At 42.5% G+C, this 22,557-nt stretch carries 23 protein-coding genes; 16 read left to right on the forward strand and 7 right to left on the reverse strand.

What is annotated here, in order from left to right:
- Positions 1-26: 26 nt before the first annotated feature.
- On the forward strand, positions 27-407 hold the full coding sequence (locus ACQE26_RS04395; protein WP_016937329.1) for a VOC family protein: 381 nt from the start codon (positions 27-29) through the stop codon (positions 405-407).
- A 32-nt stretch (positions 408-439) separates the two neighbouring features.
- Here ACQE26_RS04395 and ACQE26_RS04400 read toward each other — a convergent pair whose 3' ends face one another.
- Complete coding sequence (locus ACQE26_RS04400; protein WP_500470746.1) at positions 440-1,771, reverse strand: MFS transporter; 1,332 nt, start codon at positions 1,769-1,771, stop codon at positions 440-442.
- A 216-nt stretch (positions 1,772-1,987) separates the two neighbouring features.
- On the opposite strand from ACQE26_RS04400, the gene ACQE26_RS04405 reads away from it, so the two are divergent.
- The gene (locus tag ACQE26_RS04405; protein WP_060963805.1) at positions 1,988-2,884 is read left to right on the forward strand and encodes a CPBP family intramembrane glutamic endopeptidase; all 897 of its coding nucleotides are present in this window, start codon (positions 1,988-1,990) and stop codon (positions 2,882-2,884) included.
- On the opposite strand, the gene ACQE26_RS04410 is transcribed toward ACQE26_RS04405, so the two are convergent.
- Positions 2,881-4,950 carry a thioredoxin domain-containing protein gene (locus tag ACQE26_RS04410; RefSeq protein WP_500470747.1) on the reverse strand — a complete coding sequence of 690 codons (2,070 nt, stop codon included), beginning with the start codon at positions 4,948-4,950 and terminating at the stop codon, positions 2,881-2,883. The genes ACQE26_RS04405 and ACQE26_RS04410 overlap by 4 nt on opposite strands.
- 136 nt (positions 4,951-5,086) lie before the next feature.
- On the opposite strand from ACQE26_RS04410, the gene ACQE26_RS04415 reads away from it, so the two are divergent.
- The 4 genes from ACQE26_RS04415 (at position 5,087) to ACQE26_RS04430 (ending at position 8,570) form a co-directional block, all read left to right on the forward strand.
- On the forward strand, positions 5,087-5,422 hold the full coding sequence (locus ACQE26_RS04415; protein WP_500470748.1) for a LysE family translocator: 336 nt from the start codon (positions 5,087-5,089) through the stop codon (positions 5,420-5,422).
- A 416-nt stretch (positions 5,423-5,838) separates the two neighbouring features.
- On the forward strand, positions 5,839-6,993 hold the full coding sequence (locus ACQE26_RS04420; RefSeq protein WP_500470749.1) for an FAD-dependent oxidoreductase: 1,155 nt from the start codon (positions 5,839-5,841) through the stop codon (positions 6,991-6,993).
- Positions 6,994-7,084: 91 nt separating this feature from the next.
- Complete coding sequence (locus tag ACQE26_RS04425; RefSeq protein WP_438421025.1) at positions 7,085-7,807, forward strand: MBL fold metallo-hydrolase; 723 nt, start codon at positions 7,085-7,087, stop codon at positions 7,805-7,807.
- A 94-nt stretch (positions 7,808-7,901) separates the two neighbouring features.
- Entirely contained in the window at positions 7,902-8,570 is a 669-nt protein-coding gene (locus ACQE26_RS04430; protein ID WP_500470750.1) for a TetR/AcrR family transcriptional regulator, read from the forward strand.
- A 238-nt stretch (positions 8,571-8,808) separates the two neighbouring features.
- Here the strand turns inward: ACQE26_RS04430 and ACQE26_RS04435 are convergent, their stop codons facing one another.
- Together ACQE26_RS04435 and ACQE26_RS04440 are read right to left on the reverse strand one after the other, a co-directional pair.
- On the reverse strand, positions 8,809-9,786 hold the full coding sequence (locus ACQE26_RS04435; protein ID WP_500470751.1) for an HD domain-containing protein: 978 nt from the start codon (positions 9,784-9,786) through the stop codon (positions 8,809-8,811).
- 114 nt (positions 9,787-9,900) lie between these two features.
- Complete coding sequence (locus ACQE26_RS04440) at positions 9,901-10,782, reverse strand: DMT family transporter (protein WP_500470752.1); 882 nt, start codon at positions 10,780-10,782, stop codon at positions 9,901-9,903.
- Between the two features lie 136 nt (positions 10,783-10,918).
- Here ACQE26_RS04440 and pdxR point away from each other — a divergent pair, with 136 nt between their 5' ends.
- Positions 10,919-12,367, forward strand: a complete 1,449-nt coding sequence (gene pdxR / locus ACQE26_RS04445; protein ID WP_500470753.1) for a MocR-like pyridoxine biosynthesis transcription factor PdxR — start codon at positions 10,919-10,921, stop codon at positions 12,365-12,367.
- 175 nt (positions 12,368-12,542) lie between these two features.
- On the opposite strand, the gene ACQE26_RS04450 is transcribed toward pdxR, so the two are convergent.
- Complete coding sequence (locus tag ACQE26_RS04450; protein ID WP_060963816.1) at positions 12,543-12,977, reverse strand: GNAT family N-acetyltransferase; 435 nt, start codon at positions 12,975-12,977, stop codon at positions 12,543-12,545.
- Positions 12,978-13,096: 119 nt separating this feature from the next.
- Here ACQE26_RS04450 and ACQE26_RS04455 point away from each other — a divergent pair, with 119 nt between their 5' ends.
- The 7 genes from ACQE26_RS04455 (at position 13,097) to ACQE26_RS04485 (ending at position 18,486) form a co-directional block, all read left to right on the forward strand.
- Positions 13,097-13,549, forward strand: coding sequence for a MarR family winged helix-turn-helix transcriptional regulator (locus ACQE26_RS04455; RefSeq protein WP_045925748.1), 453 nt, complete (start codon positions 13,097-13,099; stop codon positions 13,547-13,549).
- Positions 13,550-13,734: 185 nt separating this feature from the next.
- Entirely contained in the window at positions 13,735-14,613 is an 879-nt protein-coding gene (locus ACQE26_RS04460) for a YitT family protein (RefSeq protein WP_060963817.1), read from the forward strand.
- A gap of 137 nt (positions 14,614-14,750) precedes the next feature.
- Positions 14,751-15,185, forward strand: coding sequence for a MarR family winged helix-turn-helix transcriptional regulator (locus tag ACQE26_RS04465; protein WP_016937339.1), 435 nt, complete (start codon positions 14,751-14,753; stop codon positions 15,183-15,185).
- A 13-nt stretch (positions 15,186-15,198) separates the two neighbouring features.
- On the forward strand, positions 15,199-15,837 hold the full coding sequence (locus ACQE26_RS04470) for a nitroreductase family protein (protein ID WP_004393039.1): 639 nt from the start codon (positions 15,199-15,201) through the stop codon (positions 15,835-15,837).
- 30 nt (positions 15,838-15,867) lie between these two features.
- Positions 15,868-16,236: a DUF1304 domain-containing protein gene (locus ACQE26_RS04475; protein ID WP_500470755.1), complete on the forward strand. Its 369-nt coding sequence runs from the start codon at positions 15,868-15,870 to the stop codon at positions 16,234-16,236.
- A 157-nt stretch (positions 16,237-16,393) separates the two neighbouring features.
- On the forward strand, positions 16,394-17,284 hold the full coding sequence (locus ACQE26_RS04480) for a LysR family transcriptional regulator (RefSeq protein ID WP_438421017.1): 891 nt from the start codon (positions 16,394-16,396) through the stop codon (positions 17,282-17,284).
- A complete protein-coding gene (locus ACQE26_RS04485) occupies positions 17,284-18,486 on the forward strand; it encodes an MFS transporter (protein ID WP_500470756.1) in 1,203 nt (400 codons plus the stop codon). The genes ACQE26_RS04480 and ACQE26_RS04485 overlap by 1 nt, the downstream gene beginning before the upstream one ends.
- A gap of 18 nt (positions 18,487-18,504) precedes the next feature.
- Here ACQE26_RS04485 and ACQE26_RS04490 read toward each other — a convergent pair whose 3' ends face one another.
- A complete protein-coding gene (locus ACQE26_RS04490) occupies positions 18,505-19,083 on the reverse strand; it encodes a LysE family translocator (protein WP_064108052.1) in 579 nt (192 codons plus the stop codon).
- 126 nt (positions 19,084-19,209) lie between these two features.
- Between ACQE26_RS04490 and ACQE26_RS04495 the strand changes: the two genes are divergently transcribed.
- On the forward strand, positions 19,210-20,088 hold the full coding sequence (locus ACQE26_RS04495; RefSeq protein ID WP_500470757.1) for a LysR family transcriptional regulator: 879 nt from the start codon (positions 19,210-19,212) through the stop codon (positions 20,086-20,088).
- A gap of 65 nt (positions 20,089-20,153) precedes the next feature.
- Here ACQE26_RS04495 and ACQE26_RS04500 read toward each other — a convergent pair whose 3' ends face one another.
- Positions 20,154-21,029, reverse strand: coding sequence for a LysR family transcriptional regulator (locus ACQE26_RS04500; protein ID WP_500470758.1), 876 nt, complete (start codon positions 21,027-21,029; stop codon positions 20,154-20,156).
- Between the two features lie 275 nt (positions 21,030-21,304).
- On the opposite strand from ACQE26_RS04500, the gene ACQE26_RS04505 reads away from it, so the two are divergent.
- Positions 21,305-22,522 carry an MFS transporter gene (locus ACQE26_RS04505; RefSeq protein WP_500470759.1) on the forward strand — a complete coding sequence of 406 codons (1,218 nt, stop codon included), beginning with the start codon at positions 21,305-21,307 and terminating at the stop codon, positions 22,520-22,522.
- The last annotated feature ends 35 nt before the right edge of the window (positions 22,523-22,557 follow it).

Raw genomic sequence — 22,557 nt, forward strand, 5'->3', positions numbered from 1 at the left:
ATTGAGGAAAAAAGGGAGGCGGACATATGCGAATTGAACATGCAGCGATATGGGTCAAAGATTTAGAACGGATGAAAGAATTTTATGAGAAATACTTCGGGGCAAAGGCCAATGACCTTTACCATAATGAGAAAAAGGATTTCAAATCGTACTTTCTTTCATTTGACTCCGGATGCCGGCTGGAACTTATGAAAAAAGGCGGCATTGATGAAACTCCGTCACAGAATATGACCGGATGGGCGCATCTCGCGTTTTCTACAGGCAGCAAGGAGCGGGTGAATGAACTGACGGAGACGTTTAAAAATGACGGATTTCAGGTTGTAAGCGGCCCGCGCGTAACGGGTGACGGATATTATGAGAGCGTGATAGAGGATGGGGAAGGCAATTTGATAGAAATCACAGTGTAACAGTGCGGGGTGAACCCGCACTGTTTTATTGATTATATTTGCTGTGCATTTGTTTTCGGTCCGAAGAGGATTAACAGAACGGAACATAGAAGCCAGCAGCCGCCGATGAACAAAAAGACACTGATGTATCCGAGTTTTACGGCAATAAATCCGACGAGCAGGGAACCGAATATGTTGGAAAAACGGCCGAGCCCGTACGCAAGCCCGCTGCCCGCCGAACGATATTCCGTCGGATACGGCTCTGATGTGTATGCGTATAAATTTGAGGTGAAAACCCGTTCCGTGACGTTGACGACAAATCCAAACACAATAATCATCACGGGAATAAACGTCATGCCGTACAACAGTCCGGCAATGGCAGTCAGAAAAGCACTTGCGGCCAGAATCCATTTTCTTTGGAACGTCTCGGATATCATGGAACCGAGCAATGCGCCAAGCGGGGCGCCGACAGAGTGAAGCACATTGTACCACAGCGTTTTTTCCATGGTGATGCCGTTGCTTTTCAGCAGGCTGGGCACCCATGAGGCAAAGCCGTAAAAGCCAAAGGTTTCAAGAATCCATACCGCAGACAGGATGATGGTGATCTTTAAATTCCTGCCCTGAAACAGCCCTAAGTAGCCGGCGTGCTTCACTGTATGTACTTCTGCTGCTTCTTTTGGCGCGGGGAGCGGGCCTTTTTCTTTCTCTACGCGGGCTTCAAGCCGATTCATAATGGCGTCTGCCTGATCATATGCCCCCCGATTTTCGTGCCAGCGCGGCGATTCCTCAAGCCGGCGGATAAAAAAGAAATAAACGAGACCGGCCGCGCCCCATACAAAAACGAGCCGCCATCCCCATGAGCCTAACGGAATGACAAAAGCGGATACGACGTTTGTGACGGGAACGCCGATTAAGCCGATCATGGCGCAAAAGGAGATGTATTTTCCCCGAACGGAGGATGGGAAGAATTCCGCCAAGTAGCTGTTAGTGACAATCATGGCGGCCGCGACGCCGAGACCTGTCAAAAACCTGAAAATCATTAAGGAAGGAATGTCCCATGCCAGCGCATTCAGAAAAGATGAGATCGAAAAGATAAGGACAAAACAATTCAGCGCTTTTTTCCTGCCGATCCGATCGGACAGCCTTCCGCCGAGCGAGGCGCCCAAAAACATGCCCAGGAAGGACGCAGCCGTGATGTCAGCAATGGTAGACAGCTTCACGCCCCAATGCTCAATCAGCGCAGGAGCCACGTTGCTGAGCGTAAACAAATCAGCGAGATCGAAAAAATAAATGATTCCGAGAGCGGTTAATACTTGATAGTGCACACGCGAAATGGGGAGACGGTCTAATCGGTTCGCTACATTTGAGAATGGCTGATGTTTCATAAAAAACCCCCTGACTTGGCAAAATGTAATCAGAAAATACTGTAAATTCATCTGACAAATACATTATAAAGGTCTTTTTATGGCAAAAACAGAGTGCAAATAACCAGAGCCGAAGGAAACGGCATAGCGCTTTCTTCTTAAAAATATATAACATTTTCTATATCTGATTCTGTTTATATTGTAAAATGTTGAAGGAAAGGAAGTTGATGCATAAATATGAATATGTTTATAAGGCCCGCAGAAGGAAGAAATAGTGTGTGGAGATATCTTCTTTCTCTGTTGGTCATTGCGGGTTTGTTCTTTTTTGGAAGCATATTGACCGTGTTTTATATGTTTCTCACGTCCGAGTTCAATCCTTCATTGACGATAGATTGGGATGAAGCGGCATTAAGTGACCCGCTGGCGGATATTTATTTACAGCATATCGTCTATTTCATAGCCATCCCGGGCATTTGGATAGCGGTTCGTTTCATTATGAAACGGCGGTTTTTATCCATCATCACACCGAATCAGTCGCTGAACTGGAAGCGGATTTTCTTTGGATTCGGCACTTACTTTTTGTTGATGTTTATGGCGGGGCTGATTGATTTTTCAATCCATCCGGATCGCTTCTCGCTTCAGGAATTCCATGCTTCACGCTTTCTGCTTCTGTTAGCGGCTGCCGTCTTTTTGGTGCCGATTCAAACCTCCGCTGAGGAATTTCTCTTTCGGGGTTTTCTGCTTCAGTTCGCCGGAAAACTGACGGCAAATGCGGTGGTTTTGACTGTCATCGTCGGCGGATTATTCGGCGCACTTCATTTCGGAAATCCGGAGATGGAAAACGGGGCTCTCTGGGCGGGAATCGGATATGTCACCATCGGCATGATCTGGACCTTTATCACGATTAAAACAGGCAGTCTGGAGATGTCCTTGGGCGGTCACGCTGCCAATAATATGTTTTTATTTATCTTTCTCACAGAGGATCATTCGGTGTACAGCGGCATTCCGTCGCTATTTGCAACAGCTGCCGGCGGCTATGACATATATGATTGCATATCGACTCTGGTGATCAATATCATCTTCGCATGGCTCGCGTTCCGTTTTGTGAAAAAAGAAAAGCAGCAGGCCGCCTAGGCTCTGCTGCTGATTTGTAATGTGTTCATCGCTTCATCAATATCCGTCGTCGGCCTGCGGCAGGTAAAATTTTCACAAATGTAAACCGTCGTTTTACCGTCAATCATTTGATAACCCGCGGCAAAATCAGAAATGCCTGCAAGCTCTGACGGATGTTCCGCGGCGAGAATCGTATAGGCGGGAGTGAAATGTTCCTGAAGCGCCTCAATGAAACGCTTTCTGTCCGGATCATCTTTGCTTCCGAACACAACGATTTCTTTTTGCGGCATTGTATACGCCAGTACGCTTTGCATGAAGAAAGCGTTGCTGCTCGGGTAGGCCTCGATTTCCCGTTTGAAAACAGAAAACATGGCTTCAGCTTTTTCGATCAGTGATCCATCACCCGTCAGGCGGCCGAGGCGAAGCAGCTGTACGGCAGCCGCGCTGTTTCCGGAAGGCACGGCTCCGTCATAAACTTCTTTTTCCCTGACAAGAAGAGTCTCGGCGTCATTCCCCGTAAAGAAGAAACCTCCGTGTCCTTCATCCCAGAACAGATCCAGCATGCTTGTACATAACGTTTTCGCTTTTTGCAGATAAGACGCATCAAAATCCGCTTCATACAGGTCAAGGTAAGCCCAGATGAGAAAAGCGTAATCATCGATAAATCCTTTGTTTTTCACTTCGCCCTCGCGGTAGCGGACCATGACGCGCCCGTCCGGCATGAGGTGACGTTCGAGAAAGCGGATCGCTGTTTCCGCCATGCTGAGAAGGTCCGGCTCGTGAAATACCTTTGCGGCTTTTGCCAGCCCGGCAATCATGAGCGCGTTCCATGAGGTCAGCACTTTGTCATCTGTGTGCGGATAGCTTCTGTTTTCCCGCGCCTCCAGCAATTTTTTTCTTGCACCTTCAAGACGTTCGGTAAGCTCATGTCCGGTTAGGCCGGTCTCTTCGAGGATGGCTTCCCGCCGCGTGAAAATAAGGTTCGGGATGTTTTCTCCTTCAAAATTGCCTTGATCTGTGATGTTATATACTTTGCAATAAAGCGAGCCGAGTTCATCACCGAGAAGATCCATGATTTCTTTTTTTGACCATATGTAATATTTCCCTTCGCGGCCTTCGGTATCAGCGTCTAAGGCTGAGAAAAAGCTGCCGTCTTCATGCATCATTTCCCGCTGAATAAACGTCACGATCTGCATCGCAACCTGTCTGTAGCGCTCGTTGCCCGTGACTTGATAGGCTTCCGTATAGGCGGTCAGGAGAAGGGCGTTGTCATACAGCATTTTCTCAAAGTGCGGCACGAGCCATTCATTATCAGTCGAGTAGCGGGCAAAGCCGAACCCGATGTGGTCAAAAATACCGCCGTTCGCCATGCCGTCGAGTGTCTTGGTTACGCCTGCCAATGCCTGTTCCTTACCCGTATAGCTGTAGTAGCGAAGCAGAAACATGAGCATATGCGGCATCGGAAACTTCGGAGCCTGGCCGAACCCGCCGTACACCGTGTCAAATCCGCCGGCCAGCTGGCGGTACGTGTCATGAACTGCCTGTTCGCCAAGCATGCCCTCAGCCGGGTGAACCTTGACTTCAAGATGAGCGGCGGCGTTTTCGGCAATATCCTCGACATGCTGCCGATCATTCGCAAACGTTTCGGACAGATGTTCAAGCACATCGATAAAGCCCGGGCGGTTAAATTTGCTCGTCTTCGGAAAATACGTCCCCGCATAAAACGGCTTCTGATCAGGTGTGATGAACACATTCAGCGGCCACCCGCCCTGCCCCGTCATCAGCTGGCAAATTCTCATATACACGGAATCGATATCAGGCCGCTCCTCACGATCAACCTTGATGGCTATAAATTTATCATTTAGAATACCGGCGATCTCTTCGTCCTCAAAGGACTCGTGAGCCATGACGTGACACCAGTGACAAGTCGAATAGCCGATGCTGACAAGAACCGGCTTGTTTTCGCGTTTCGCTTTTTCGAAGGCTTCTTCTCCCCAAGGGTGCCAGTTTACTGGGTTGTGGGCGTGTTGAAGTAAGTACGGTGACTTCTCCGTGATTAAGCTGTTGGGTTTGTTATTGTTTGGCATGGGATCACCTTCTTTCATTCGTATTACCGTTGATATAGCTTTACTGTACCACAAAGATGTGTAGTCTATTCTTTATTTGTTTCTGTCTAAAGAAACAACGTTGCTATCTAAAAAGAAAGAGAATAAAGAAGAAGACATGGAAGTGGCTGTAAGGGCAATTCCAAAAGGATCAAAAAACAAAACTTGCTATTTCCAAGGTATAGCAAGTACATTATTAAATCCAAAAGCTATTATTTTTTATATCACTTTTCTTCCGCAGTTTATTGATTTAAGTGGAAATGTCATTTTACAATCAATCATTTTAGCGGGAATATTCATATTGATAGTGTTAGCATGGTTTCTCATATATGTCTACCTTCTTAAATTCATTGGTTCTTGGTTTAAAAAACCGTCTGTTGAGTTTATCTTTGATAAGATAACTGGAATGGCCCTTGTTTCTTTAGGAGCAAAAATAGCATTAGAAAAAAACTAACATATAATCCATTTTGATTTGTTTAATCAAGATGGATTTTTGCGATTTTTTAATATAGTGTGCCACCAATGCCGAGTTGAGAAGCCTATAATCTCGCTTTAAATACAAATTAGAATATAAAAATAAAGCCCAAAGGATCTCTTTCTAGGTTCACTTGTTCTTTTTAACTGGGAATCTCAATTTATAAATTGATAAAAAACTAAAAAAACGAACGCTGTTCTTTACGAACGCTGTTCGTTGTGATATAACATATATATAACCAAACAATCGATTATATTGGAATAATTATTTTTAAATATAATAGTAATCAACAGATGTGAAAAGAATTCAATTTAAACAAATTCTTTAGTTAAGCATATTTCGAACGAACACTGTTCGTGATCGTTTAAGATTAATGGTTAGGAGTGAACCATATTATGAATAAAAATAAACGTATTGCAATCATTGGTGCTGGTCCTGGTGGATTAACTTTGGCTCGTATTTTACAACAAGCTGGGTTTCATCCAGTAATCTTTGAAGGTGAAACATCTGCAACACAAAGAGAACAAGGTGGCACACTTGATTTAACAGAAGATATGGGACAAAAAGCACTTAGAGCAGCAGGCTTATTTGATCAATTTAAAGCAATTTGCCGTTATGAAGGTGAAGCGTTAAAAGTAATGAATAAATCAGCTGATGTATTGTATGAGGATAGCTCAAATGATAATGCAGAGCAGACTACATCTCGTCCAGAAATTGACCGTAAAGTGTTGCGTCATATGTTAATAGACTCTGTCAATCAAGAGTCTATTAAATGGGGGCATAAACTTCTATATGCTACTCCATTAGAAAATGGTCAACATAAACTTCATTTTGAAAACGGTGCTACTGAAACAGTAGATTTAGTAGTTGGTGCAGATGGTGCATTCTCTAAGCTTCGGCCACTTGTTAGTAAAGAAACAGCAGAATATTCAGGTGTTAGTATGGTAGAAATCAATATTTTGGATGCGAAAAAGCAATTCCCTGATATTGTCGAGATGAATGGTTTAGGGAGTGTATTTGCGCTCGGTGATTATAAAGGCATGTTAGCTCAAATGAATGGTGATGGAAAAATCCGTGTTTATTTAAGTTTTAAAGCGCCGAAAGAATGGTTACACAACAACGATATTAACTATGAAAATCTAAAAGAGGCAAAAAAAGAACTTCTTAAATTATTTGAAGACTGGAGCCAAGAGCTAAAAAATTATATTCATTATGCAAACGGTGCTATTTTTCCTCGTCGTATTTATATGCTGCCTGTTGGGCATAAGTGGACACATAAAAAAGGTGTCACACTTTTAGGAGATGCTGCACACTTAATGTCACCGTTCGCAGGTGCTGGTGCAAACCTTGCGATGCTTGACGCAGCTGAACTCGCACTATCAATTACCACCCATGAAAATATTGATGAAGCTGTCAGTAGTTATGAGATGAAAATGTTCGAATATGCAGGTGAGATAGCAAGTGAAACAAAAAGAAATTTGGATTTATTCTTTGAAATTAACGCAGCTGAAAAACTAACTGAATTGATGAAAACATATTATGTGGAATAACTCTGTTGTCCTTGATAGGAACTTTATTTTAATAATGATAACAAAATGGAGGTGTGTTTAAGAGTTTGATATCAGACTCTTATAAATCATTATGACAAAATCAACTATTGAACCAATGACTTTAAATATAGAGGTGCCGGCTTTTCCTGGGGGACAATGGCCAATTAATCCTACCTTAATTATAAGTGAAAATGATGTAGTACTTGTAGATACAGGTATGCCACGTAGCGAAAATTTGATTGCTGCAGAATTAGAAAAACGAGGTTTATCTATCGATCAACTAACAGCGATTATTTTGACACACCAAGATATCGATCATGTGGGCAGTCTAGCGAAACTTCTTGAAGTTAATCCAAACATTAAAGTATTGGCACACGAGTTTGAACGTCCATATATTGAAGGTAATCTACCTCTTATTAAGGGATTACCTGGACCATTAGACGACCAATTTAGTGAAGGTTACGTAGTACCAACAGCAGCACCAGTTATACAACGCACATTAACAGATGGCGAAGAACTAAACATTGCTGGTGGTCTTATTATTATTCATACGCCAGGTCACACAGATGGTCACATAAGCTTATATCATCTTGCATCAAAAACGTTAATTGCTGGGGATGCAATGATAATTCGTGATCTTTTAGAAGGTCCCAATCCTATGCACACACCTGATTTAGAAAAAGCGTATAAATCGATAACAAAGTTTGCAGCCTTCGATATAAAACGAGTAATCTGCTATCATGGTGGTATGTATGAATCTGAGACATTAAATGAAGAAATCGCACAAATTGCTGCAACTGGTTCAGCAGAATAACCATATGAGTAGTTTTCCGTTGAGAGTATGAAACTATATTAGGTGTGTTAAAATATTGTAAGAAAAAATGAAATCAAATGATATAAGGTGAATGATGAATAATTTTGAAAATGTAAACAATCGACGTACTAGACCAGCAAAGTCACCACTGAGTCGAGACATTATCATAAGAACAGCATATAAGTTGCTAAGTGAAAATGGTATTTCAGGAATGAGTATGCGTAAGGTTGCAAAAGCTCTAGATACAGGCCCTGCATCCCTGTATGTTTATGTAGATAGTTATCTAAAGTTAAGTTCCGATGTATTAGATTATGCTCTTCGAGATGTTCAATTAATAGAGGATGATACAGTATCTTGGAAAGATGCAATTATCCAAGTACTTAAATCATATTTTATAACGTTAGTAAAAACTCCAGGTTTAGCGGAACTTACTTTAACAACGACGCCTAACGGACCTAATTCTATGGATATTAATGAATGCTTACTTCGAAATTTACAAGCAGGTGGTATGAGTTCACGTAGTGCAGCTTGGGGACTTGATATCTTACTTCTTTATGCTTCATCTATTGCGGTTGAAAGATCTCGTCATCAGGAAAAAGACATAGCTTTGGAAGCAATGCGTACTTCATATAATATTATAGATAAAGCAAAGTATCCGATGATTAGCATGCTAAACTCAGAATTATTCTCTGGTGATGGAGATGAGCGTTTCGTTTGGGGAATAGAAGTTATTTTACAAGGAATACTTTCTATGAAGAAGTAACCTAACTGACTTTTTTAATGTTTTCAAATGGTTATTTAGCCAAGGTTTTTGCCGACCTTGGTTTTTTTTTTGAACCCTTTACTTTCTGGGTATTCTAATGGACGTGCCGCCAATGACAAGTCAAATAGCCGATGTGACAAGAACCGGCTTGTTTTCGTGTTTTTACTTTTTCATTAACGAACGACTATTCCCTACCTCTGCCTAATGATTGATTTGTCAAGCAGGCTCAAGAGGTAAATCAGTTTGAAATTATTTTTACATACATCCCTTCCTCAGCTTTTTTCTTCGCGTTTTCGTTCATCGTTTTAATTTCATTTGATAATGCAGAGGAAGCGATAAGTTTGTTATCATAGAATACAGACGGATCAATAAGCCTCAATTTATTCTTACGATGCAAATGATAATCAGCCTTATCTTCTTTAACAATGACTCTTCGATGTAAGCGGCTTACAAGATTTTTAACATCTATATCCCCGGAAGAACGCAAGATGTTCATTACTTCTTCATCTGTTCCGAGCAGTGTGTTTATGTTAATGATTTCTTTATCCAAGGCGGTTTTTAAAGTCTTAGCCAAATAATCATAGCCGTAAATATTAAGAGGATTCATAAAGAAATCAATAACCTCTTTATAATAAGTTCTTACAAACCATTCAGCAGTTTTTATATCTTTTAAGTATATTTTTCCTTCTTTAATTATTAGATGATCTAAGAAATGATCAACTTCCTCCATTGTGATGTTTTCGTACCGATACATATCTCTTAAGGTATAATCGATTCTGTCAGCGCATAACTCAGGAGCTGGCTGTTCGAGCAAATTCCAATTAGAGTTGTCTAATAGAATGTCTTTGAAATTTAATCCATATGTACTGAGAATATGGGGGATTTCTGAATCAGTTATGATTTGATGATAAATGTTTTCGTGATAATCCTCATTTTTATTGTTAAACACAAAATCAATAACGTGTGAAAATGCAGTATGAGATACATCGTGAAGTAAACCTGCAATCTGTTCTTCTAAAGAGCCGCCCAATTTTTTTATGAGAAGCATTACGCCTATGGAATGTTCATACCTCGTGACATTCCACTTTTGATTCACAACATAACTTGCTCCTCCTTGGTAAACACCTTTTAGTCTTTGTACTGGATGACTGAAAATAAGCTCTTCAAGAATTCCATCTACAACATAATCGCCATAAATACTATCTGTTATCTTCATTTTCCTTACACCCCTTTTATGCGCCAAGCATGGCAAAGAAGCTGCAACCTATCGCATTATGGATTTTCTTCCTTTTAATATTGATATACTTAACATATCACAATTCTGAAAAATTCAGTTAAGCCTGATTTTATTTGCTTCCAAATAGATAAAACACACCCCGATGACTGTGACTGCTCCGCCTAAAAGAGAAATAAAGGCGGGGGCTTCGCCTATCCAAATCCAGGAAATGAGTAAGGATAAAGCGGGTGTTGCGTAAAGTGAAATGGCTGCTTCTGAAGCGCCGACGATTGAAGTGACGTATGCAAGTGCAAAGTATGGGATAACCGTTGGTAATAGGCCTAAGTAAACGACAGACCATGTAGAATTCATCGATGCGTGAACAACCTCTCCCCATAACCCCGGAAGAAATACCAGCATTGGCAATGTTGCACCCCAAATGGTGAATGTCACAAATGGAATAAAACCATACTTTTTTATAAATCGGGATTGAAAGACAAAATAGATACTCTCTGAAAAAGCAGCCAGCAAAATGAAAAGAATGCCTTTTATTGAATGAGCATAGTCTGCTGCCCCAAATGAAATCAATGCTACACCCAATAAGCTAATGATAGATCCGGCCCATTTGGAAAGACCGAAATGTTCACCAAAAAACAGACGAGATAACATTGCAGAAAAAATCGGTGTCATGGTTACGAGTAAGCTTGCAACTCCAGCGCTGACTGTTTTTTCTCCGATATTCAGCAAAATGTGATAGAGTGCAAAACCTAAAAATCCTAAAGATAAAATTGCAGGGATATCCTTTATGTCAGGTAAACGCATATGAGTCAAAACAGCAAAAACCAACAGTGCCATTGACCCAATCAACAAGCGAAACAAAGCGAGGTGTGCCGGCGTGTAACTCTCAAGACCCGCATGGATGCCCGGAAAAGCTGATGCCCACAATCCAATCATCAGACTGTAAGATATACAGACTCGAACCGTATTCTTTTTCAAAATCTTCACTCCTTATCTGATAAAAACCAACCAGTTATATTTAATGTGTTTTATACTAATAAAGATTTGATAAAATAGCTTCAACCAGTTAATCGAATGTTGACCCAACCACTTTTGGTAAAGGAGATCGCTTTTTATGAGCTTTACAGAGGGAAAAACGGTTAGAAAACGGCCGAAATACTTACAGATCATTGATTATATAAAAGAGAAAATAGGAAATGGAGAATGGCCGATTGGAAGTAAGATTCCAAGCCAGCGCACGCTTGCTAAACACTTTGAAGTAAACAGAAGCACAGTCATTACAGCTTTAGAGGAATTGACGGCGGATGGATTAATCGAAGGCAGAATGGGTAAAGGGACAGTTGTGATCAATAATACATGGACACTCTTAGCTAAAAATTCCTCCCCAGATTGGGATCAGTATGTAAACTCCGGAATTCAGCAGCCAAGCAGAAGAATCGTCCAAGAAATCAATACATCAGAATCAAATCCGGAACTTATTCAGCTCAGCAAAGGGGAGCTTTCAAATGAGATTTTTCCTTTGGCTGTTATGAAAGACATAATGGGAAAGGTCTCTCAAAACATAGAGGCATTCGGGTATGAGGAACCAAAAGGATATCTACCTTTGAGAGAAGCATTAAGCGGCTATTTAAGAACAGTCGGAATTCAAGCTTCGCCTTCTTCGATTCTTATTGTTTCTGGAGCGCTGCAGGCCTTACAGCTTATATCAATGGGGCTTTTGCAAAGAGGATCGACCGTATTTCTCGATCAGCCGTCTTATCTTTATTCGCTGCACGTATTTCAGTCAGCCGGGATGAATCTTACCGGGCTCCCTATGGATAAAGAGGGACTTCTGCCAAACCACATTCATATGACAAAGGGAGAACGGGGAAGAGCCATATTATATACAAATCCCTGTTTTCATAATCCAACCGGCATTTTAATGTCAGAACGGCGGCGGGAAGAAATCCTTACGGCAAGTGAGAAAAACCAGCTTCCCATTATTGAAGATGATATATATCGTGAGCTGTGGATAGATAACATTCCGCCGGCGCCTATTAAAACAATGGATAAGAATGGCCATGTTTTATATTTGGGAAGTTTATCGAAAACGTTAAGTCCGGGATTGAGGATTGGATGGATGGTGGGGCCGGAACCAGTGATTGAACGTTTATCTGATATTAAAATGCAGACAGATTACGGCTCCAGTTCATTATCTCAAAGGGTTGCGGCGGAGTGGCTGATATCCGGGGAATATCAGCAGCACTTAGAATATGTGAGACATCAATTAAAGATAAGAAGGCAATATGTGACGAGAGCTTTGGAAACCTATATGAAGAAAGCAGCTCAATGGAGTATTCCAGAGGGGGGATTTTTTATTTGGTTAAAAATAATCCCTTCAATATCTATGAAATTACTTTATAAAAAAGCTTTAGCAAAGGGAATTCTGCTTAATCTTGGCAGTATCTATGCTCAAGAAAAAGGAAATTATATTCGCCTGTCATATGCTTACGCATCCTTGGAAGACCTTCAAAAGGGAATTTATGAATTGGGTTTGATTATTGAGGAATTGGCAAGCAGATAAATTTAAAAAAGACAGCGGCATGCCAGAATTCAAACTGTATGGTTCGTTTTAAACTTGGCGAATCGGGATGAAGTGAGTGACAAGGCAGGGATAGATAAGAAAATTTAAGGGAGATCAGAATATTCTAATCTCCTTTAACTCCGGTCAATCTTGCATTCGGCCGTTTGTTATTCGGTTAAGCCAACTCTTTTGTCATTAAGACATGCGGGATGCCGTCTTCCATAAATTCCGGTGAATCTGTCTGATAGCCCAGTTTGTGATAAAAGCCTTCCGCTTGTGTTTGTCCATGCAGTTTACATTGGGTGATGCCTTTTTCTTTTATCATGTTTTCTAATTCGCGTATGATGACTTTGCCCAACCCGTATTTGCGGTAAGGCTTCAGGATGCAGATTCGTTCGAGCTTGCCTGAATGGTTTACGATGCGGACGCGTCCTGTGCCGGCAGGCTGATTTTCATGATAAACCAAGACATGCCCGCACTGTTCCTGAAGCGTATCAAATTGATCAAACTCATCGGATTCGGGTACTTGCTGTTCCTCAATGAATACTGTTTTTCTAATCTCAAGCGCTGCTTGTAAATCAATTTCCGTCGTTATTCTTTTTATCCTCATCATTAACCAATCCTTTTACATATTAGTCTGGACTGCACGGCTTGCTTGTGGTCTTATAGAAGTAACGATAAAACAATTATATTGTAAATGCAACAAAAATACGAAGGGTTTGAAAAGATATGACTGATATTTTGCGGGAAATCGGCATGATTGCACGGGCATTGGATTCCATCAGCAATATTGAATTTAAAGAATTAGACTTAACAAAAGGGCAGTATCTCTATCTTGTTCGTATATGTGAAAACCCGGGAATGATACAGGAAAAATTGGCGGAAATGATTAAAGTCGACCGAACAACAGCGGCGAGAGCGATAAAAAAACTGGAAATACAAGGGTTTATTGAAAAGCGTCCTGATGATCAAAATAAAAAAATAAAAAAACTGTTCCCGACCGAAAAAGGAAGAAAGGTTTATCCGTTATTGCAAAGAGAAGGAGAGCACTCTGCGGAAGTAGCCTTGGCCGGCTTTACATCTGAAGAAAAAGAAACCATTTTCAGCCTTCTTCAGCGGGTGAGAAAAAATATAGAGCATGATTGGGAATATGTGAAGAAGGGAAACAAAAGGGATTATTAATGGATAATAGTTCCTTTTACTGTTTGGTTGTGTTTTGAATGATTAAAGCCGTAAATGGATACTTTATCTGTAAAATCACCTTCCTCGGTTCCTGCTTCACAATCGGCTGATCGGCTTATTTTTAACGAAAAGTATCAATTATGGTATATTTAAATTAGACAAAAATAATTGAAGCGGGGAATGATATGAATACAATCGAAAAACAAAAACGTAAGAAATCCAAAGCAAAATCCATCGTACGGGCCATCATGGTCATCATCGGCGGAATCATTGCCGCGTATGGGCTGGAAACCGTATTGATTCCGAATAGTGTATCTGACGGCGGGGTGACCGGGCTCAGCATTGTCGGTTCACAGCTGTTTCATTTGCCTCTAGGGATCTTAATTGCGGTGATCAATATACCGTTTGTCTGGTTGGGATATAAGCAAATCGGGAAAGGTTTTGCGTTTCTATCCATTATCGGCATTATCTCACTTGCCGCGGGTACAAGCTTTTTCCATCACACGCCGGCTATCATCGAGGGAGACACTCTGTTAATCACCGTTGTCGGCGGGATTATTATCGGCTTGGGAATGGGCTTGGCATTGCGCAACGGCGGCGCATTAGACGGAATTGATATGCTGGCCGTGCTGCTGTCACGGAAATTGCCGTTCGGCACGAGCGACCTCATTTTATTTTTAAACATTTTTGTGTTTATTTTTGTTTCTTTTGTATTCGGGCTGCAAGGTGCTTTGCTTTCCGTGATTGCTTACTATATTGCGTCTAAGGTGATTCATGTGGTTGAGGAAGGCTTAAGCGGTTCTAAAACATTTCAGATTATCACCAACGAGCCTGCATTAATGGTCGAAACCATTCGTGAGGAATTAGGCCGAAGCGCTACGTATAAAGAAGCATACGGCGGTTTTTCTCATGAAAAATTCAAAGAAATCACATGTGTCATCAACCGTTTGGAAGAGACCAAACTGAAGGAAATTATTAATGACATTGATAAGCACGCCTTTGTAACGGTATATGATGTGGCTGAAGTAAAAGGCAGTAATTTCAGAAAAGTTCATAATCATTAAGAAGCGAGCTGCCGTTCACCGGCAGCTTTTTTTAAAAGGAGAAAAAAACTTGCAAAAAAAGAATAGCGGGTGTATATTATTGATATATCAAACATTGACTAGTCAATTAATTGCGCAAAAGAAAGTAGGGATGGGTTTTGACAGCATGTTGTTCAGAGGAAGGCGAGATTTTATATCAGCTTCAATCACTGCATAAAGTAATCGGAGCGAAGTTTGAAGCGTGCACCGGAATCAGCCAATCCCGTCTTGAGCTTCTCGCCGTGCTCTTTCACGTCGACGAGATCAGTCAAAGCGATCTTCAGAAAAAGGTGAATATTGATGGTGCGGCTGTAACAAGACACTTGAAACAGCTTGAAACCAAAGAAATGGTCACAAGAAGGCGCAAACCTGAGGACAACCGCATTATACTTGTCCGGCTTACTGAACAGGGACGGGAGAGAATTGAGACTTCCAAAAAAGAGAAGGAGCGTTTCATAAAGGAAATGCTTGCCGGTGTCAGCGCGGAAGAACGCAGTATGTTAAAAAACGTATTGTCGCAGATGCAGAATAATATAGAAAATATGAAAGCATAGGAGTGTATTACACATGAAAACAGAACTGAAAACAAACGACTTTATGGACATTATGAAAGGCCGCCGTTCCATTCGAAATTACGATCCGGCTGTAAAAATCAGCAAAGAAGAAATGACTCAAATCCTGGAAGAAGCAACGACAGCGCCGTCTTCAGTTAACGCGCAGCCATGGCGTTTCCTCGTCATTGACAGCCCTGAAGGAAAAGAAAAACTCGCGCCGCTCGCCAGCTTTAACCAAACACAAGTCAGCACATCATCTGCGGTGATCGCGGTTTTCGCAGATATGAACAGTGATGACTATTTAGAAGAAATTTATTCAAAAGCGGTCGAACTGGGCTACATGCCGCAGGAAGTAAAAGACAGACAAATCGCTGCGTTGACGGCACACTTTGAAAAACTTCCGGAGCAAGTGAACCGTGAAACCATTCTGATTGACGGAGGCCTCGTTTCTATGCAGCTGATGCTTACGGCACGTGCGCACGGCTATGACACAAACCCAATCGGCGGCTACGACAAAGAAAAGATCGCCGAGGTTTTCGGAATGGATAAAGAGCGTTATGTACCGGTCATGCTGTTATCAATCGGAAAAGCGGCAGACGAAGGATATGCTTCCTACCGTCTTCCTATCGAAACCATCGCACAATGGAAATAAGGTTGAAGTGAAGCTGAGAGGAGAGAGACAGTGGACATGATTGCAGCTGTTTTCGTCGGAATTGTAGCTTTAGAACATATATTTATCATGATACTTGAAATGTTTTTTATCAATTCGAAGGCAGCTAAGCGGTCCTTCAAATTGCCGAAGCATTTAGAAGGTGATCGGAATGTGGCGGTCATGTTTGCAAATCAAGGTCTGTATAATGGATTTCTGGCTGCCGGCCTCATTTGGGGGCTGATCCTCGGAGCTGATCCGATTGGTCATATGATTCAATTGTTTTTCGTCATCTGCGTGGTCATCGCCGCTCTTTTCGGCGGCTTTACTTCAAACAAATCAATTATCGTAAAACAAGGACTTCCGGCTGTTTTAGCGCTTATTTTTCTTTTATTGGCGTAGCAGACGGAGTGAGGGCTTCCTTCTCGGAAGCCCTCTTTTTTTATTCTGTTTCGAAAAATATTCCTTATATGCATCAGTTTCATGCAAACTAACAATTAGAAGTTATAGATCGGGTAACGTATGATAAGTGGAAATAACAAATCAGCGGAGGCAATCAATGGATTGGCATCAGATTAATTATTTTCAGACAGTGGCGCAAGTGCAGCATATTACACAGGCAGCAAAACAGCTGTCCATATCTCAGCCCGCTCTCAGCCGGTCGATTTCAAAGCTTGAAGACGAGCTGGGCGTTCAGCTTTTTGACCGCAAAGGCAGAAATATTTATTTGAATCGGTATGGAAAAATGTTTTTGCATCGTGTGGAACAATCTATCAGACAAATTGAAATCGGTAAGCAGGAAGTATGGAATGAAATACATCCCAACAGCGGCACAATTTTATTGTCTTTTTTGCCGTCACTTGGCATGAGCATGGTTCCGGACATCATCAGTTCGTTTCAACACATGTATCCTCATGTCAAATTTCAGCTGACCCAAGCGTCAAATCAGCAGATTATCGAGCAATTAACATCAAGAGAAGTGGATATCGCACTGACTTCTCTTCGTGATGAAAACGATGAGGTGATCTGCCAGCCGCTTTTAACAGAAGAGTTATATTTAGCCGTTTCTGCTGAACATCCGCTCGCCTCATATGATGAAATTGATTTGAAAATGGCGGAGCATGAACCGTTTATCTCTTTTAAAGATACAAATGTTCTTCACGGCATGATTAAAGAGTTGTGTGAAAAAGCGGGATTTTCACCGGATGTCGTATTTGAGGGAGAAGATATTGTGACAGCTTCCGGGTTAGTCGGCGCTAAACTGGGTGTGTCTCTTATCCCTGACTTGCACGTTTTTGATAAACGAAAGGTCAAACTTCTCAGTGTCACCAATCCGATCTGTGAAAGAGAGATTGGTTTGGCTTGGAGAAAGGACGGCTATTTATCGCCGGCAGCGGAGAATTTTATAGCGTTTATTCAAACCCGGCTTAACAGAAAAGGGGGGAGATAATGACTTACATTCGCCGCGGCACACTTCAATTCAAAAAGGTAAACTTCGCTTTGTTTGCTGGCGGGTTTTGCACGTTTGCCATCCTTTGGGGAACGCAGCCGCTGCTGCCTGATATCGCAAACGATTTTCATCTGTCACCGGCGGTTTCAAGCTTAAGCCAATCAGCGGCAACGATTGCTTTGGCTATCACTCTGGTATTCGCCGGTTTTTTCTCAGAAATGTACGGGCGGAAGCAGATAATGGGCGTGTCATTATTTGCTGCATCCGTCCTAGCTGTTCTCACAGGGTTTGTTTCGGACTTTCAGCTGCTCGTCGTTTGCAGGGCGTTGCAGGGAGCCGCATTAGCGGGGCTTCCCGCGGCGGCAATGGCTTATTTAGCTGAAGAAATTGAGCCGGACAGCTTAGGGATGGCAATGGGGCTTTATATCAGCGGAAATTCGATAGGCGGCATGACGGGGCGCATCATCAGCGGCTTTCTGACGGATTCCTTCAGCTGGCATACGGCTTTGCTGACGATCGGTCTCATCAGTTTGCTGGCAAGCATTATCTTCTGGACGACCCTTCCTGCTTCTTCTCATTTTACGTCCCGGATATATAAAAGAAACGACATTTTCACCTCATTTTACCTTCAATACAGGACGCCCGGTTTCGGCTGCCTTTTGATCATCGGTTTTTTACTGGAAGCCGGCTTTGTATCTTTATATAACTATATCGGTTTTCAATTGATGAAGCCGCCTTATTCACTAAGCCAAACGGCAGTCGGATTTATTTTTCTCGTATACCTTGTCGGAACGTTCAGTTCAACGTGGATGGGCATGTTAGCAGACAAATATGGTAAAAGGAGAATTCTTACACTCTCATTGGTGATTGTCATGATTGGTGTCTGCATTACTTTATCTGCTGATATAGGGATCATGATTTTAGGAGTTGCGATTTTCACATTCGGCTTTTTTGCGGGCCATTCGATCTCCAGCAGCTGGGTTGGCGAACTGGCAGTACGCGATAAGGCACAGGCCGCAGCCTTATATTTGTTTTCCTATTATGTGGGAGGGAGCATCGGGGGGACTGCAAGCGGCGCTTTCTATCACCAATTCGGCTGGGGCGGCATTGTCACCATGATCACGGCGCTTTCTGCCGTTTCAGCCGCCGTTTCAGTCTGGCTGGGATTATTGATGAAACGAAAAAAAGATAAACACCAATAGGCGTTTATCTTTTTTGAATTACAGATAAATGCTTACCGCAGAATAGATGAGCAGCAGACACATCACGATTCGAAACGCTTTATCGTGTTTCTCAAAGAGATGTTTAAAAACAGAGCCGAACGCCGACCAGAGCAGTAAAGCCGCCCAGCCCAGGAGAATAGCCGACGCGAGCCAGAAAGCAATCAATGGATACGTGTGCTGAAATGGCAATATAAAAGCGCTCATTAAGGTTAAAAAGAATAAAATACTCTTTATATTGATCATTTGAAACAGAAATCCCGATAGAAAAGACGATCGTGTTTTTTCAGAATCGCCTTTGGATGTTTTGGGCAGAGAGATCTGCCAAGCCAAATAGAGCAAATAGACAGCTCCGGCGATTTTAAAGTAAGGTTCCACGACGGGAATCCAATGATAAACACTCATTGTGAACAGACCGCTGAGAATGCCGAGTGCTGCAAATCCCGTCAGGATGCCGCCATTAAAACGCCATGACCCGATAAAGCCGGCTCTGCGCGCTTCATTCATCATTAAAATATTGCTCGGCCCGGGCGTAATAGATGTCATCAGGACATAAGAAAGAAAAGCTATGATACTCATTAAATCACCTTCATTTGCTAATGTGATGGAGCCGTTTTTTATTGTATGATAAGAATAGGTATAAATAAAATTGAAAAACAAAATCGCATTATTGATTTTTTCGATACATCTTAGAGGTGAATTCATATGGAGATCAGACATCTGATTACATTTCAGACCATTGTAGATAAGGGAAGCTATACAGGGGCGGCGGCAAAGCTGGGTTATACGCAGTCGACGATTACGACTCATATTCAAGCGCTTGAACAGGAGATCGGCGGAGCGTTATTTACGTACGAAAAAAGACGTTTGAAGCTGACGCCTTTAGGAAGAGAGCTGATTCCGTTAGCCGAGGATTTACTTTCCGCCCATGACAAGATCAAAAATATGCAAAGCATTCACGAGATTAAAGGCGTTTTAAAAATTGCGGCGCCGGAGTCTTTGACCATCTCCAGGCTGGGGCCGATTATCAGGGAATATTCCATGAAGTATCCGAACGTCAGTATCATATTGAGCAACGGAACATGCGGACAGAATCAGGTGGAATTGTTAAGCGGCCGTGTGGATATTGCATTTATGGTTTATCCGGAGATACAAATTGAAAAATGCATTCATCATTCCTTATTGGAGGAACGCATCGTCCTCGTGGCAGGCAGTGACGCACCGGATCATTTTGACGATTATCAACAAAGCGGCAAAAACTTTTTTATTACAAATGAAGAAGGATGCAGCTACCGGACCATGTTTGAAAGGTTTCTCGTCAAACATGATATCAGTCATTTGCAAATAATGGAATTGTGGAGTATAGAGGCCATTAAGCAGACGGTGATGAGCGGAATCGGTTTCTCTGTTTTACCTTATATCACGGTAAAAGAAGAGGTAAAGGCGGGGAAGCTGAAAATTCTTCAGCAGTCGGAGCCGTTCGAGCGGCTTTACTCTCATATGCTGGTCAAAAAGAAAAAATGGCAGCTTCCGGCCGCCGAGGCTTTTGTGTCGCTTGTTCTTGAGTCGTTTGGTGATAAATAATGTTTAGGTAAATTTGAAAGCCGATGCGTCCAAGCGTCGGCTTTTTTTCGTCAGGACGGCATTGTTCAGCCGAAATGTTCAATCACATGCTGTTTGAACGTTTCAGCAACAGGAGATAAAAATCTGCCTTCTATCCAGGCGAGGCCGATCACGCGCTGGCATTTTGGCCAGCTGATGCGTATTTTTGAGAGGTTGCTTTGATCCAAGCCTTTTAAATCAGGCAGAATGGAAACGCCGAGACCGGAGGCCGTGAAGCCGGCCGCAGTTGCCGCCTCTTCACTTTCGAACATAATCTTCGGATGGATATCTGCCTGTTCAAATAGCTGATCAGCCGTCATACGGAGCGCATACCCCTCTTTCAGCAATATAAAAGGTTCTTCGGCGAGTTCGTCCAGGGTGACGGTTTCACGATGCGCCAGCCGATGTCCTTTCGGTACATATAAAAAGAGTTCCTCACTCCATAATTGCACCCATCGAATCGACTTTTCGGGTTTAGTGGATGCGAGAAGGCAGAGATCAAGCTTACCTTCTTTCAGCTGATCGAGCAGCCAATAGGAATGGTTTTGTCTTAATGTAATGCTGATCCCGGGGTGTTTTTGCTGAAAGGTCTTGATGACATCCGGAACGATGGCTGTCCCGAGTGTATGTAAAAATCCAAGAGATACTTCTCCTTGATCCGGCTGCAATAAAGCCTGAATTTCCTCTCGGCCGTCAGTATACTCTTTCATCATGGTCTGAACCCGTTTTAAAAACATTGCTCCGTATTTGTTCAATGTAATCGAACGGCCCTGTCTGTCAAACAGCGGGACGCCTAAGTGGTTTTCCAATCGGGAAATTGAGCGGGAGAGTGCTGGCTGTGAGATGGACAATAGCTTTGCGGCTTTTGTGACATGCTCAGTTTGTGCGAGCGTTTGGAAATATTCAAGCTGTTCCCATTCCATCAATGTCACCTCTTTCATTTTATTACTTATAGGCATTATAGATATATTTATTATGCATTATACATCATAAGGGGCAGGTGCCAGTATGGCAATGGCATATATGTACACAACCGAAAATCTCGGTTTTTTCTATTGGTATCCTTCGTTGTGCTATGAGCCAGAGTGTTTCATTATTTTTTGCTGAAAGTTTCCTTTCTGCTCATAAAGACTAATAGATGGAGTGAACTCTGTTTTTTAAGAGAGCTGATCGGAATCAGGGAGCGGGGTTGCAGAAGATGAATTTGAAGAGGGCGTATTACTCTATTTTATACAGCCAGACCGCTATCAATTTAGGGTTTTCACTTTATACAATGGCTGTTATCTTGTTTTTGTTTACAAAAACCGGTTCGACGGCGGCGGCTTCTCTCATGACGTTCGTCAGCATTGTCTTTCGCGTATTGGGAAGCGCCGTTTTGCCGCTGATCACCGCCCGGTTTGCGCTTCGGTCTTTGTTAATCGGTTCTCAATTGATACAGGTGACACTGTTAGTCTGTTTGTTTTATGTGATCCAAACCGGTTTATCCGCTTTCTTTTTTCTGCTGTTTTGTCTGATTGGAGGGATTTCTTTTTGCAACGGCTGGTTCGCTCCGATAAAAAGCGCGCTGATTGGAGAAATCATTCCTCCTGATCAAAGGGCGAAGGCGAACGGCTTATTATCTGCGGCGGATCAGACCGTTCAGTTTGCCGGATGGTCTCTGGGCGGCGTCATCATCGCGTTTTTGGGAGAAAGCTATACAATAATCATCACTGTCATGTTACTGGTTTCTTCGGTTTTGGGCATCATTCTGTTTCTTCAAGTACGCATCTGTGCGGCGGCAGCAGTCAGGGAACGTTCACTTTTTGCAGATGCGGCAAGCGGCTGGGTGTATTTATTTCAGCAGAAACAGCTGCGGGCCCTTATGGTGATGGATGTGATCGAATCGTGGGCAGGCATGATATGGATCGGATCTGTGTCCTTAACTTATGTGCATGACGTCCTTCAAAAAGGAGAAGCGTGGTGGGGATATGTGAACGGAGCCTATTATGCAGGGACGATGATCGGCGGCTTGATCATCTATAGGTTATCCGGTAAGTTTCAGCGCAGCCTCATTCCGCTTATGCTGACGGGAGCCTTGGCATATGGAATGCTCACTTTTATTTATGGATTGACCAGCAGTGCTGTTCTGGCCCTTTTTCTGGTGCTGTGTATGGGGCCGGCTTGTGTATTAAGAGATCTGACGCAGGAAACCTTTCTTCAAAACATCACGACCGAACAGACACGAGTCAATATTTTAGCGGCGAGATCAGCATTAGTTCAGTTCATTTTTATGTTTTCCATTATCGGGACAGGGATGATCTCGGATGTATTCGGCGTGCGGTTTATTTATATAAGCGCGGGGATTCTTTTATTATTTTCAGCCTTTATCGGGTTTTCTCAGCTGCAAATGAAGAAAACGGTACAGAGCCGCATGTAGCGTGGTATAATGAGGAACGTACGTTCTGTATCGAG

It is taken from the genome of Bacillus sp. 5RYD7K (genome assembly GCF_059831465.1).